A 13,341-nucleotide genomic window follows, 5' to 3' on the forward strand; every position below is an offset into this window, starting at 1 on the left:
ATCGGTCCGCCAGCATAACCCCGCCGACAACCGCCGCATCACGGCCTTCGTCGCCACTCCGCGTTCGCCTTGCGCACCGCCTCGACGAAACCCGCAAAGGGGATATCGGTGATGCCGACCAGGCCGAAGTGCCCGTTCTCGCCGTCAAGCAGGCGACCGGTCACCGGCTCGTCCACGTATTCGAACCAGTGCGTGCCCACGATGTCGGGATCCGCCGCGGCCGCTTGCAGGTAGCGTGCGTAGGCCGCTCCACGCTGTCCCTCGCTCTCCACCGACACCACGCCCTGGCCGAACGGGCCGCGATCGTTTGAGCCGAAATGGAATTCGGAAATGATGACGGGCTTGTCGAGCTTGTGCATCGCCGCCGCATCGAAACCGTGCTCCGGTACGTCGGCGTAGACGTTGAAACTCACCACGTCGCAGTACCGGGCACAGACCTCGATGGCCTCGGGCGTGCTGACCGCGAAGCGGCTGCCGAGATACAGATGGTGCGGATCGTGGCGATGGATCGCGGCGGCCACAATGCGGAAGTACTGCCCGGCGTAGCGGCGCAGCCATGCGCTGTAGTCGGCGGCGATGGCGGGATGCGCCTCGTCCGGCTCTGGGGCGGGAAAATTGCCGGCATCCAGTGCACCCCATGAAGCCAGCGCGATGCCCCATGCCTTCGCGAGCTTGTCCGGCGTGCCGTACTCGCGTTTCAGATCCGCAACGAAGGCCTGCCTGGCCGCACTGCGCGCCTCGCTGCGCAGCGTGCCGACGGCCAGCGCCCAGCGGCCGTTCGGGCCGGGCGCGGCCCACGACAATTCGTTGTCGGCGAAGTAGCCCAGCAGCCACGGGTCGTCGCGCACGCCCTGTGCGGCCCTGGACGCCGCCGTGTCGGCCGCCTGCGCAAAGCGCGGGTCGAAGGGATCGGGCATGCGTCCCCACCAGTCGTAGCCGGTGGCGACGTTGCCGAAGTCGCCCCGGATGTCCATCGAGCGCGTGTACGGCAACTGGTGCATCGCATCCAGCTCAGGGTCGCTCCAGTTGGCGATCGTGTTGAAGCCCCAGGCGTGCAGGCGCGCCAGGGTGCGCGTGCGCCATGCGGCGAGCCAGTCCCGGCCATCCACCCGATACAGGTTGGCGGCGTAGAAATCGAACCAGCGGCCATGGTTGCAGCAGCGGCCGGCGCCCGCGCCCTGCTCCGCGTTGCGGTTGTCGCCCGTGCCGTAGAACGCGGCCCACGCACCACTGTCCGGCGGCAGGTCGCGGAACATGGACTCGCGGCCCTGCACGTAGGTGCGGACGTCATCGCTCCTCACCGTGTTCACGCCCAGCGAGAAGAAGCCGTTGCCCTCCGGCGTGACCAGCCACCATCGACCCTTGGCCTTCTGCGCATGGAACCAGCCCGTCGCCTGCAGATGGATGCCCGGACTTCCGCCATAGCGGTCCTCGCCGCCGGCCGGTGCAACAGGCGGCACCCGCACCACGGCGGCGCGCAGCGCGGCATCGTCGGCGACCTTCTCCGGCCAGTCCCCGCGCGTGTACTGGCCGTAGCGATCCACGATGCCCGTATAGGCCTCGTGCAGAACGGGCTCGTCCGCCACCACGTCCAGTTGGCCAAGCAGGATGGACTGCGCGGCTTGCGGCGCAGGCATGGAGAGCCGTACGTCACGCACGGCGGAAAGATCCAGCGTCCCCTCCACCACGGTCGCCACCAGCATGTGCCGGCCACCGTCCTCGAACGGCCTGGTCGGACCCACCTGCATGCCGAAGGCCAAGGGCGACGCGGCCCGCAGCGGAACCGCCAAAATCTGCGCAGGTCCCGCGGGCAAAGCCACTACGGCGTGCAGGTGCGATCCTGCATCCGCGCCTTCGATGTCGATTGCCAGCGTGACCGCCCACGGCATCGCGTTCTGCACACGCAGGTGCAACTCGCCCTGCCCTTGCCAGTTCCACGTGCCTTGCGCGGGCATCACCGTGATCTGCGGCTGCACGGCAGGTTGGAAGGTGTAGCGCTGCTGCCTCACGCCGTCCTGCGCGGTTTCCGGCGCTGCGATGCGCGTGACGTGCTGCAGGTCTAGGTGCGCCGAGGCCGCCGTCATGTCGGCCACTTCCGTCGCCATCAGGGGGGCGGCAAACAAGGTCGCGACGGCAAGCAGCCAAGCTCGTTTCATGGCACGTCTACCCCGCATGATTCGTGTGTTGTCGGTGCCTGCGCGGCGGGCACTGCTTGCGTCGGCAGGTGCAGTGGAAACGGCTTTGACCGCGACCCTTCGGACCTGCACTCCCTGCGAGCGCTACGTATGCTCAACGCCGCTGCCACCACTGCCACAGCCAGTACACCGGTGCGCCCAGCGCAATGATGAGCAGGCTCATGCCCGCATCGCGCGGCGAGGAAATCGCGGTGGCGACGATCACCCCGGTCACGGTGAGCACGAACACCAGCGGCATCAGCGGGAACAGCGGCACGCGGTACGGCGCCGGTTCGTCCACGAACTTCCAGCGGTACCAGAACAGCGTGCCGATGCCGACGGCGTGGCCCAGCCACTCGCCCACGGCGGTGTAGTCCACCAGCTGACCGAAGTTGCCCCACAGCACCAGCACCACCGTCCACGCGCCCAGCGCCACCAGCGCCACCTGCGGTGTGCGCGTGCGCGGGTCGATGTAACCCACCGCGCGGAACAGCATGCCGTCGGCACCCATGGTCTGCATCACGCGCGCGCCGCCGGCGATGGCGATGCTGCAATAGCCGAAGGTGGAGCAGGCGATGCCGACCGCCATCACCTTGGCGCCGGTCTCACCGAACAGCCGCCGCATCAGGTCGGCCGCGGGCGCGGAGCTGCTGGCCAGTCCCGCGTGACCCAGGCCGGTGAGGTAGGCCACGTTCGCCAGCACATAAGCCAGCACTACGCCCAGCATGCCGAGCAGCAGGGCGCGCGGCAGCGTCCGCTGCGGGTCGCGCACCTCTCCGGCAAGGTCGTTCAAATAATGGAAGCCGCCGTAGGTGAACAGCACCGGCAGCAACGCACCCACGAAGGCTCCGCCGGATACGGGATGCGTGGTGTCGGTCGCCAGCACGCCGCCGAGATGGCCGTGCGCCAGCGCCAGCCCCACCGCCACCAGCATCGCGATGGCAGCGAGCTTCAGCACCGCGAAGATGTTCTGCATCATCGCACCGGCGCGGATGCCAGTGAGGTTCACTCCCACGATGAACACGATTGCGGCCACGCCCACCGGCTTCACCCACGGCAACGGCAGGTCGAGCGCCTTGCAGAAATAATCGGCGAAGGTGGTAGCCACCGCGGCCACGCTGCCGGGGTAGTTGATCAGCGCCATCGCCCAGCCGAACAGGAAGCCCGGCAGCGAACCGAAGGCTTCTCGGATGTAGAGGTAGATGCCACCCGCGTGGGGCCGCCGCGAACCCAGCTCCGCGTAGCACAGCACGCCGGTGAGCGTGAGCAGGCCGCCCAGCACCCACACCGCCAGCAACGGCAGGCCGGAAGCCGTGCGTTCCGCCACCGTGGCCGGCGTGCGGAAGATACCGGCACCGATCACGCCGCCGACCACGATCATCGCGCCGTCCCACACGCCGAGCCGGCGCAGGTAGGCAGGGGAGCTGGTTTCGTTCGTCATCCGGCAACCTTGCCATTGTGCCGGCACTTCCACCAGCCCCGCCACGCCATGGCCCGCACGGCCTGCCTGGCCAGCGCACCCTATCCCGAGCTCCGGAGAAATCGAACGCCATGACCCATCCCACACCGCTGCTGCTGGCCACGGTTGGCGCCGTTATAGCCAGCTACTGGGGATGGCAGCATTACCGCGCCGTGCAGTCCCTGCTGCAAGACTGGGCACGCGCCAACAAGCTGTTCATCCTGAGCACGAAGCGGACTGGCATCCCACCGCTGTCGCTGTGGTTTACCTCATCAAGGGCCCAGAGCCTCTAGCATGTGGAAGTGCTGGACGAATCCACTCATTGCATCCGCCACGCCTGATACGACTGGGCACGTTCTGGGGCACGGTGGATGGCGATGCCATCGATGTGCGCTGGGACGAGGAGGCGTAAGCGTTTCCTGTCCGGCGCATCACGCGCCGCGACGCTGCATCGCTCCGTTCAAGGCAGCACCGGCGTCGCTCAAGACTTTGCCGGCACTCGATACGTCACCCCCAGCATGCACGCATAGTCCGCCAACGGCGGCAGGCCGATGGCGGCACGGCGCTTGTCCGCGTTGGCCGGGTCTTCCATGGGCCTCGGCTGCATTTGCGTCTTGCCGTCCGTCGCCGTGAACTGCGTGCCATAGCGCTGCAACTTGTGCTGCGCCAGCAACACACGATCCGTGAGCAGAGCGTAATCCTGTGCGCCGACACCACCCTGGTCAGGCCGCGATTTCAATTCGTCGAGCACGTGCGCCTGAAAGGCCGGATCGCGGTCGGCATGCTGCACCAGTATGAAAGCCGCCCGTACGCCGTTGTTACCCACCTGGACCGGCGTGGGGAATCCCTGCACGGTATCGATCTGCTTGATGCGCGGGAGATTGCGGGCATCGACAGCGAGCACCGTCTTTGCCAGCTCCTGATGCTTGTATCCGTCGGCGATGACTGCATTGCGCGCTTTCTGATCGGCATCGCCCATCTTCAACAACCCGACACGCAATTCCGGTTCACTGGGCTTGCCCAGGGGATGCGCCTTTCGATCCGCAGTGACCTCGGCTTCCTTCGCATGCATCCACGCCACCATATCCGGGCATTGCTTGGCCATCTGCGCATCCCAGTCATCTCCCGCCTGCGCCGTCGCCGGTCCGCCCGACACCATCAACGCCACCACCGTGGCCACTGCCCACGACTTTCGCATCTGCGTACTCCCTCTGCTGGCAAATTGCCCGACCCGCGAACAGCATTGGCATGCCGGGGACAAACAGCCAGTGGCAAAGACCGGCATGTGACGGCCAAACGCACCAGGCGTTCCGACAGCATCGTGCAGAACGAGTTCATTGCTGTGCCCTCCTGCCGTGCGGCAGAACGGCACAGGCGGATGGAAGCGTGGCCAGCACGGACAGGATGGCTTGCGCAACCGCGCAACACGGCTCACGCTGCGCATAGGGAATTCATGGAGGCAAGATGACCAGAACCACACCGTTGCTGTTCGTGCTGTTGATCGCTGTGGCGATCTGGCTGAGCTGGCGCCATTTGCAGAACGCCAAGGCCCTGTTGCAGGACTGGGCCGGCGCCAACGGCCTGCGCATCCTGCATGCAAAATCCAGCACCTTCTGGCTGTCCGTGCCGTTGTCGATGTGGTTCACCACTTCGAAGTACCAGATGGTCTATCGCATCTCGGCCTACGACGAAACCACCCATCGCATCCGCAACGGCCTCGTGCGGCTGGGCACGCCCATATGGGGGTTCATGAACCCCGATGCGGTCGAGGTGTTCTGGGACGACGCCAGCTAGAACCCGGCGCCGCTCGCGACTCACGGTCGCGCGCGGCGCAACACGCTCTCGGCCAGGATCGCGAGCAGGCCGGCCGCGAACACCAGCGCGTTCCAATCGTCGCCAAGCTGCAACAGCGGCAACACCAGCCACGCCAGCAGCAGCCAGGCCACGATGGTGAATGCATAGCGCCCGTCGTCGACGAACAAGCCCCAGAGTTCGCTTGCGATCGTACGCAACCAGCTCATTGAGCGACTCCCCCTGCCACGCGCCGACACCGGGCCACGCACAGCATCGCCACTGCGAGGAAAACGCATACCAGCAACGGAAGGGCGCCGTCAGCACCCGGCCACGCATAGCCCATTCCCTCGCCCGCCCAGTACGTGCCGAACGCAGACAGCAGCACGCCCACTGCGAACTTCAAGGTGTTTTCCGGCACGCGCGCCAGCGGCTTGTGCACCACCACGCCCAACGCCACCACCACCATCAACGCTGCCAGCGCACCGAGACTGGCCGGCCACATGAGGCCGGGACGACCGGCACCGATGGCGAGCACGATGAACACCACCTCGATGCCTTCGAGCACGGTGATCTTGAAAGCTGTCGCGAAGGCCAGCCTGTCCCACGCGTGTGCAGCGGCGCCCTGGCCGCGCAACGCCTGCGCCTCGCGTTCGTAGATCGCCGTCTCGTCGTGCAGCGCGATCACCCCCGCCGCGCGCAGCACGGCCTTGCGCAACCAGCGCATGCCGAGCAGCAGCAGCAGGGCACCTACCACCATTTGCAATTTCTGCAGCGGGATGCGGGTGAGCGCGTGGCCCAATGCCACGACCAGCAGAAGCAGCGCCAGCAAGCCCGACGCACTGCCTGCCAGCGCACTGCGCCAGCCGCGCACCGCGCCTACCGCCAGCACCACGGTCAAGGCTTCCACGCATTCCACCAGCGAAGCGAGGAAGGCAGCGAGCATCGAAGGCCCGGCATGGATCATGTCGAGCGGCATGAAGGCTCCAGGGCATCAACGGATACAGGAAACCAGCATACGCCCGATTGACAGCTGCCCAGCACGGTAAAAAAATAGGCGCCATGCATCGCCCTGCGATGCGACCCTGTTGCGTTGGCATCCGCGCCACGCAGTCCGCGCCGAGGGGTGCTGCGACGGAGCCATCCGCCACGCTCGGCACGCGATCCTTATCGACAAGGGCGCCCTTACTTTCGAGAGCGTCCACATGTCCATCCAGCTAGCCCTTGCCACCGACGCTGCGCATACCGGCGTCCATCCCGACGACGCGCATTTCGTCGCCACACTCACCCGCCTCGGCGTGCAGCCCGTACCCTGCATATGGAACGACCCGGACGTGGACTGGTCGCGTTTCGACGCCGTCCTGATCCGCAGTGTGTGGGATTACTTTCGACTCTATCCGCAGTTCCTGCGCTGGCTGGATCAGCTCGACGCGCTGGGCGTTCCCACCGTCAATGACAGCCGCCTGCTGCGCTGGAACAGCGACAAGCGTTACCTGCTGGAACTGGCGCAAGTCGGCGTGGATGTCATTCCGACGCGCCTCGCAGAGACGACGGAATTGCCGGCGGCGCTGCAAACCCTGCACGGGCAGGACGTGGTGGTGAAGCCGGCCGTGAGCGGCGGCGCGTGGCGCACCTTGCGCGGCGTTGCGGGGGATCCGGCGTTCGCGCAGGCCCTCGCCGCGCTGCCCGCCGGCGACTGGCTGGTGCAGCCGTTCGTAGCGGAAATCCAGCGCGACGGCGAATGGTCGCTGCTGTTCTTCGACAGCGTCTTCAGCCACGCCGTGCGCAAGTTGCCGAAGGCCGGCGACTATCGCGTGCAGGGCGAACACGGCGGCAGCGCGGAACTGGCCGAAGCGCCCGCGCCGGCACTCGCCGCGGCGCAGGCCGTGCTGGCTGCCGTGGAACGTGCCGGCCACGCCAACCCGGCCTATGCACGCATCGATGGCGTGATTTGCGACGGGCACTTCCTGCTGATGGAGGCCGAGTTGATCGAACCGTTCCTGCATCTCGCGATACGACCCGATGCGGCGGAAAGCTATGCGGAGCGGCTCGTCGCACGGTTGACAAGCATCGCGAACGCCTAGAGAACCACCGCTTTGCACGTCATCCCGACAAAGGCCGGGATGACGTGCAAAAAGGCCGATTGATCGAACCTTCTCTAGAATCCCACCGTGCCCACCCCGCCGCGCAAAATCCTCCACGTCGACATGGATGCGTTCTACGCGTCGGTCGAGCAGCGCGACGACCCTTCGCTGCGCGGCCTGCCCGTCGTGGTTGCATGGAAGGGCGCGCGCTCGGTGGTGTGTGCGGCCAGCTACGAGGCACGCAAGTTCGGCGTGCGCTCGGCCATGCCGGCGGTACGCGCGGAACGGCTGTGTCCGCAGGCTGTCTTCGTGCCGCCGGACTTCACGCGCTACAAGGCGGTGTCGCGGCAGGTGCGCGAGATCTTCGCGCGGCATACCGACTTGATCGAGCCGCTCTCGCTGGACGAGGCCTACCTCGACGTCACCGAGACCCGAACCGGCCTGCCCTCGGCAACCGCCACCGCCGAGGCGATCCGCGCGGCGATTCGCGAGGAAACGCAGCTCACCGCCTCCGCCGGCGTGGCGCCGAACAAGTTCCTCGCCAAGATCGCCTCGGACTTCCGCAAGCCCGATGGCCTGTTCGTGGTGCGCCCACGCGACGTGCTGGATTTCCTCGCTCCGTTGCCGATCGGCCGCCTGCCGGGCGTGGGCAAGGTGATGGAAGGCAAGCTGACGGCATTGGGTCTGGCCACCGTGGGCGACCTGCGAGCATTCGCGGCGGAAGAGCTGGAGCAGCGCTTCGGCCGCTGGGGGCGACGCCTGCATGAGTTGTCGCTGGGCATCGACGATCACCCGGTGACGCCCGACCGCCCCACCTTGCAGGTATCTGCGGAGGACACCTTCGAGCGTGACCTCACCCTGGACGAGCTGGAACCGCACATCCGCCGCCTTGCAGAAAAGGCCTGGGCCGCGCACCAGCGCGAAGCGCAAGACGGGCGCATCGCACGCACCGTCGTGCTGAAGCTGAAGACTGCGGACTTCCACACTCTCACGCGCAGCCTCACTCCCGCGCAAAGACCGGAATCCGAACGCGAACTGGCCGACATGGCATGTGCCCTGCGTACCCGCGTGGAGCGCTCCGCCGACAGCCGCTACCGCCTCGTCGGCGTGGGCTTGTCGGGCTTTGTCGATGTCGACAACTATGCCGTGCAGCGCGACCTGTTCGATGGCATCAGGGACGAGATGGCCGACTGACCGCCCTCATTCGCCGGAATATTTATCTTGCTATTAAATAGCGCGCTATATATATTGCAGCCATGAGCACTCGCCAGACCACCGCCCAGGCCAATTCGCCCCTGCTCCTCGATCAGCAGGTGTGCTTTGCGCTGTATGCGGCAAACCTGGCGATGGGCAAGCTCTACCGCAAGCTGCTGCATGCATTGGAGCTCACCTACCCGCAGTACCTGGTGATGCTGGTGCTGTGGGAGCGCGACGGCCTGACCGTGTCGGAGATCGGCGAACGGCTATGCCTGGACTCGGCCACGCTCACGCCCCTGCTCAAGCGCCTGCAAGCCGCCGGCTTGCTCGACCGTGCCCGTTCGGCCGAGGATGAGCGCCAGGTGGTGATCACCCTTACTGCCGAAGGCCGTGCGCTGAAGAAGCGCGCCAACGCCGTGCCGAACGAAGTGTTGTGCGCCGCTGGTTGCGAGGTGGACGAACTGCGCAGCCTCAAGCGCGATCTCGACCGACTCCGTTCCCACCTGTCCACCGACTCCTGAAAACGATCACCTCCAGAATTTTATCGCCCACTTAAGTAGCGCGCTATTCAATAACGCTCGAACTTTGACTCTGAGCACGCTAGACGCTCCCCCACCATCCCCCAGGCTGACACAGCCACCCACCCGAGAGGCAACCACCATGTCCATCGAAAAAGTCCTGTACCGCGCCCATGCCAAGGCCACCGGCGGCCGCGACGGCCACGCCACTTCCTCCGACGGCGTACTCGACGTCAAGCTGACCGTGCCGAAGGAGCTCGGCGGCAACGGCGCCGCCGGCACCAACCCCGAGCAGTTGTTCGCGGCCGGCTATTCGGCCTGCTTTCTCGGCGCGATGAAATTCGTCGCCGGCCAGGACAAGCGCGTGTTGCCCGCCGACACCAGCATCGAAGGCACGGTCGGCATCGGCCAGATCCCCACCGGTTTCGGTATCGAGGTCGAACTGAAGATCCACGTGCCCGGCATGCCACGCGAGGAGGTGGAGGCGCTGGTGCAAAAGGCCCACATCGTCTGCCCCTATTCCAACGCCACCCGCGGCAACATCGACGTGTCGCTGGTCGTTGCCTGAACCAGCAGCGTCAGCCACCGCGCAAACGAACGAAGCCCGGGCCAGTCCCGGGCTTCGTTCCTATCGGACTTCAACCCAGCCTGCGCGACACCATGAAGAACACCAGGTTGCCGAGCCCGGTGGCACCCGCCAGCACGGCAACCAGCCCCGGCGTGACTTCCTCCCAGCCAAACCACTGGATCAAGCCGAAGCCCAGCGCCACCGACAGCAGCACGATGCCCCAGCGCAGCGAGGAATGGCGACGGCGCAGTTCCTCGTCGCGCAGCACCGAGGCGACCAGGTCGGCCGAACCGCCCGTGGCCACCATGCGTTTGCGCACCATCGCATCCACGCATACCTTGATGGCGTAAGCGATACAGACGAACAGCGAAATCGGAATCAGTTCAGAAGGCATGGGCAGCTCCAGGCAGATGGATGAAATGACGGCTTTCGGAGACATGGATACCTGCCAGCAGCCAACGGTTGCATTCGGCACGCTGCAACCGTTCCGCGCCTGCATGTATCCCTTGCGTGATGGATGACGCCTACTCCAACGACCGCGCCCTGGCGGAAGCCGTGCTGGCCAACCGGCCCGGCGCGTTCGAACGCCTCGTGCGCGAGTACCAGGGCCTCTGCTGGCACATCATCCAGCGCATGGTGCGCAATCCCGAGGACGCGCGCGAGCTGTGCCAGGACACCTTCCTGCGCGTGCACCAGTGCCTGCATCAGTACCGCGGCGAGAGCGCACTGAAATCGTGGATAGGCCGCGTGGCCTGGACCATCGCCCTGCGTCACCTGCAACACAAGCGCATCCCGCTGGTCGAAACCAGTGTCGACGACGAGGGCGACACGCTGCTGGAAAACATCGGCGACGGCTTCGACCTCGAAGCCGCCTGCGCAGACGAAGAAACCCAGCGCCACTTGCACGAAGCCATCGAGGCGCTCCCGCCCGTGCAGCGCAGCGTGCTCACGCTGTATTACCTGGACGAACTCCCCATTCCCGAGATCGCTCGCATCACCGGGCTGGCCGGGGGTACCATCAAGAGCCACTTGTTCCGCTCACGCCTGCGCTTGCGCGAGGCGCTGGAAAACCGGACAGGAGTTGCGGCATGAATCACGACATCCCTCCTTTCGACGATCCCGCGCAGGAGCGCGAATGGCAGGCGCAGGAACGTGCCCTGCGCGCGGAGCGCCTCGGCCTCGATCCGTCCAACGGCGACGGTCGCGTGCGCCGTTACCGCCTCATGGCACGCGCGTTGCGCGAACCGCTGCCTTCGGCATTGCCGGATGACTTCGCGCAGCAGATGGCGGCACGCGTTGCCACCGCGCCAGCTCGCGACGAAATCGGGGACTCGCGTTCCGAGTTCATCCTGATGGGTCTGCTCGGCGTCGTGCTGGTCGTGGCGGCTGGTGTGGTGACTGCCGACTACGGCGCTGCCTGGCTGCCTGCGTTCCGTCTGTTGCTGCCGCAGCCCAGTTCGTCTGCAACGGAGTGGTTGATGGCTCTGGGGGGATGTGTGGCTGCGACCTGGCTGCTTGGATTGCGGCCGGGGCGGCGTTTGGCAGGCTGATCGGCAGGCCAGCTTTTCGCCATTCCCTTTGGGCGGCGATGTGCTCCCAGACTCTCGGTCGTTGGGGGCTGGGCATCAATTTCGGCATTTCCTTTGGCAAGGAATCAAGGTCGCTTCGGCCGCCTGCGGACGGCCGGATTCGCTCCCTTTGCCAAGCCATGTCATCGCAGTTGCGGTGGCAGGCAGCAAGGCCGGTCCATAGGATCGAAGGCAGAGACGCCACGGTCAGGAGAAGGGAAATGACCGTGCTCAATCCACCGGAACAACAAACAGGCATTGCCGAGGGCATTGGCCCACTCCCACCTGTGCGATAGACGACACGGCCATGGCGCGCCGCATCCGAGAACTGAGGGGGCTTACGGCGTCGTGCCTCGACGATGCTCTGACCCGGGCGTTGTTTCAGCTGCCATCACCCTGGGCAGCCGAATGAAAAGGACCGCGCTGTTTGCATGAGATCGGAGCCGCCCGGTCGCTTGCGGAAGTGGCGATCCGCTACGCTTCACCACGACCGAACCTGCGCCGGAGAGAGCATGCACATCGAGCCGCCGAATACCCGGCTGGGATCCTTCAGGGATTTCGCCAAGCACTACCTGATGATCGTGCTCAGCATCCTCACCGCGCTGGGGCTGGAGGCGTGGATCGAGCACACACACCACGCCCGCGCTGCCGAGGAAGCCAACCAGCACATCCGTACCGAGCTGCTGGCGAACCTGGCAGACATACGCAAATCGATCAAGTCCAACGAGAGGCTGATGGCCCCGCTGCAGCACCTCGACGCAACCGTCGCCGCGGACATCCGCGGCAACCTGCCCGATGCGACAATCAACCAGCATATCGAGGCGCAGAAGAGCGCCTTCACGCTGAGCATCAACTGGCCGACGTTCGCCTCGCAATCCTGGGACGTGGCCGTGGCCAACCAGTCGGCCAGTTGGATCGACGACGCCCAGTTGCGCCGCTATTCCCAGGCCTACGCCGACCTGCGCGAAACCTCGGACTGGTTCTCACACGACGGCGTCATCCTGCTCGACGTACCGGCCATGGAGCGGCTGCACACGCGCATCGACTTCGACGCCCCCGTGAACCCGCTCGAGTTCGCCGGCAGCGTGCGGCAGATGCTGCACACTTCGACGGAAGCCCAGTCGCATCTCCAGCAACTGGAAAACCACCTCCTGGACGCGCTGGGCAACGGTGCCGACGGCGGAGCACCGCACTAAGCGGCATCGCGCAACGCCGCGCACGGCAATCCCGGTCGGGTAATCCGCTACGCTTCACAGCCGATCAAGCCTGTGCCGGAGAGAGCATGCACATCGAGCCGCAGAACACCCGGCTGGAATCCTCCAGGGATTTCGCCAAGCATTACCTGATGATCGTCCTCAGCATCCTCACGGCGCTGGGGCTCGAGGCGTGGATCGAACATGCGCACCATACGCATGCGGCCGCGGCTTCCAGCGCACGGATCGAGGCGGAGATCCGCATCAACCTCAGCCAGACCGAAGCGTCGCTGAAGAAGGATTCCGCGCAGCTGCAGCGACTCACCGCGATTCGCGATGCTGTGTCCACGGATATCAAGACGCACCTGCCGGACGAGACGATCAGACAACATATCCTGGCGCTGACCCACAACAGCTTCGATCTCGATCTCAACTTCCCGCAGTTGCGCCACGAGGCGTGGGACGTGGCGGTGGCGGACCAGTCGGCCAGCTGGATCGATCACGAGCACATGCAACGCTATTCCGTGGCCTATGCCAGCCAGCGCGATTCCGTCAGTTTGCTCAATGAGGACACCGCGCTCATCATGAACGGCTCGAGCATGGTCAATACGATCGCCGACCTGGACACCGGCGAGGTGCAGCCCCGCGACTTCCTGCACACCATCAGCCAGATGCGCGCCATGCTCGACCAGACCACGCAGAACCTGCGCCTGTTCGTAGGCACGCTCAAGGCGGCGCTGCCTCCGGAGAGCACGGACCCAGCCGAGCAGGCCGGGCACGCCTGAGCGC

Annotated in this window: 16 protein-coding genes and 1 riboswitch; of the genes, 10 read left to right on the plus strand and 6 right to left on the minus strand. The window is 65.9% G+C overall.

Annotation, left to right across the window (positions count from 1 at the left end; all coding sequences use genetic code 11):
* Window positions 1-38 precede the first annotated feature (38 nt).
* Both ISP25_RS11250 and ISP25_RS11255 read right to left on the minus strand, forming a co-directional pair.
* Entirely contained in the window at window positions 39-2,156 is a 2,118-nt protein-coding gene (locus ISP25_RS11250; RefSeq protein ID WP_404613928.1) for a beta-agarase, read from the minus strand.
* A gap of 133 nt (window positions 2,157-2,289) precedes the next feature.
* Complete coding sequence (locus tag ISP25_RS11255) at window positions 2,290-3,615, minus strand: amino acid permease (RefSeq protein WP_404613930.1); 1,326 nt, start codon at window positions 3,613-3,615, stop codon at window positions 2,290-2,292.
* Between the two features lie 110 nt (window positions 3,616-3,725).
* Between ISP25_RS11255 and ISP25_RS11260 the strand changes: the two genes are divergently transcribed.
* Entirely contained in the window at window positions 3,726-3,926 is a 201-nt protein-coding gene (locus tag ISP25_RS11260; protein WP_404616354.1) for a hypothetical protein, read from the plus strand.
* A gap of 188 nt (window positions 3,927-4,114) precedes the next feature.
* Here the strand turns inward: ISP25_RS11260 and ISP25_RS11265 are convergent, their stop codons facing one another.
* Window positions 4,115-4,918 carry a DUF6624 domain-containing protein gene (locus ISP25_RS11265; RefSeq protein WP_404613932.1) on the minus strand — a complete coding sequence of 268 codons (804 nt, stop codon included), beginning with the start codon at window positions 4,916-4,918 and terminating at the stop codon, window positions 4,115-4,117.
* 179 nt (window positions 4,919-5,097) lie between these two features.
* Between ISP25_RS11265 and ISP25_RS11270 the strand changes: the two genes are divergently transcribed.
* Window positions 5,098-5,427, plus strand: coding sequence for a hypothetical protein (locus ISP25_RS11270; protein ID WP_404613934.1), 330 nt, complete (start codon window positions 5,098-5,100; stop codon window positions 5,425-5,427).
* Window positions 5,428-5,447: 20 nt separating this feature from the next.
* On the opposite strand, the gene ISP25_RS11275 is transcribed toward ISP25_RS11270, so the two are convergent.
* Window positions 5,448-5,654, minus strand: a complete 207-nt coding sequence (locus ISP25_RS11275) for a hypothetical protein (protein WP_404613936.1) — start codon at window positions 5,652-5,654, stop codon at window positions 5,448-5,450.
* Entirely contained in the window at window positions 5,651-6,403 is a 753-nt protein-coding gene (locus tag ISP25_RS11280; protein WP_404613938.1) for a COG4280 domain-containing protein, read from the minus strand. The genes ISP25_RS11275 and ISP25_RS11280 overlap by 4 nt, the downstream gene beginning before the upstream one ends.
* A gap of 136 nt (window positions 6,404-6,539) precedes the next feature.
* Window positions 6,540-6,616: riboswitch (S-adenosyl-L-homocysteine riboswitch) on the plus strand.
* Between the two features lie 13 nt (window positions 6,617-6,629).
* Between ISP25_RS11280 and ISP25_RS11285 the strand changes: the two genes are divergently transcribed.
* From ISP25_RS11285 to ISP25_RS11300, 4 genes are all read left to right on the plus strand, one after another.
* Window positions 6,630-7,508, plus strand: coding sequence for an ATP-grasp domain-containing protein (locus ISP25_RS11285; protein ID WP_404613940.1), 879 nt, complete (start codon window positions 6,630-6,632; stop codon window positions 7,506-7,508).
* Between the two features lie 87 nt (window positions 7,509-7,595).
* Window positions 7,596-8,702 carry a DNA polymerase IV gene (gene dinB / locus ISP25_RS11290; protein ID WP_404613941.1) on the plus strand — a complete coding sequence of 369 codons (1,107 nt, stop codon included), beginning with the start codon at window positions 7,596-7,598 and terminating at the stop codon, window positions 8,700-8,702.
* Between the two features lie 62 nt (window positions 8,703-8,764).
* Window positions 8,765-9,226 (plus strand): MarR family winged helix-turn-helix transcriptional regulator, encoded by a 462-nt coding sequence (locus ISP25_RS11295; RefSeq protein ID WP_404613943.1) that lies wholly within the window; start codon window positions 8,765-8,767, stop codon window positions 9,224-9,226.
* Window positions 9,227-9,365: 139 nt separating this feature from the next.
* Window positions 9,366-9,791 carry an organic hydroperoxide resistance protein gene (locus ISP25_RS11300; RefSeq protein WP_404613945.1) on the plus strand — a complete coding sequence of 142 codons (426 nt, stop codon included), beginning with the start codon at window positions 9,366-9,368 and terminating at the stop codon, window positions 9,789-9,791.
* Window positions 9,792-9,861: 70 nt separating this feature from the next.
* On the opposite strand, the gene ISP25_RS11305 is transcribed toward ISP25_RS11300, so the two are convergent.
* Window positions 9,862-10,185, minus strand: coding sequence for a hypothetical protein (locus ISP25_RS11305; protein ID WP_192158597.1), 324 nt, complete (start codon window positions 10,183-10,185; stop codon window positions 9,862-9,864).
* A 119-nt stretch (window positions 10,186-10,304) separates the two neighbouring features.
* On the opposite strand from ISP25_RS11305, the gene ISP25_RS11310 reads away from it, so the two are divergent.
* From ISP25_RS11310 to ISP25_RS11325, 4 genes are all read left to right on the plus strand, one after another.
* Window positions 10,305-10,883, plus strand: a complete 579-nt coding sequence (locus tag ISP25_RS11310; protein ID WP_404613947.1) for an RNA polymerase sigma factor — start codon at window positions 10,305-10,307, stop codon at window positions 10,881-10,883.
* Window positions 10,880-11,341: a hypothetical protein gene (locus tag ISP25_RS11315; RefSeq protein WP_404613949.1), complete on the plus strand. Its 462-nt coding sequence runs from the start codon at window positions 10,880-10,882 to the stop codon at window positions 11,339-11,341. The genes ISP25_RS11310 and ISP25_RS11315 overlap by 4 nt, the downstream gene beginning before the upstream one ends.
* Window positions 11,342-11,871: 530 nt before the next feature.
* Window positions 11,872-12,555: a hypothetical protein gene (locus ISP25_RS11320; protein WP_404613951.1), complete on the plus strand. Its 684-nt coding sequence runs from the start codon at window positions 11,872-11,874 to the stop codon at window positions 12,553-12,555.
* Between the two features lie 86 nt (window positions 12,556-12,641).
* Window positions 12,642-13,337 carry a hypothetical protein gene (locus tag ISP25_RS11325; RefSeq protein WP_404613952.1) on the plus strand — a complete coding sequence of 232 codons (696 nt, stop codon included), beginning with the start codon at window positions 12,642-12,644 and terminating at the stop codon, window positions 13,335-13,337.
* The last annotated feature ends 4 nt before the right edge of the window (window positions 13,338-13,341 follow it).

The sequence above is a fragment of the Rhodanobacter hydrolyticus genome (assembly GCF_044904645.1).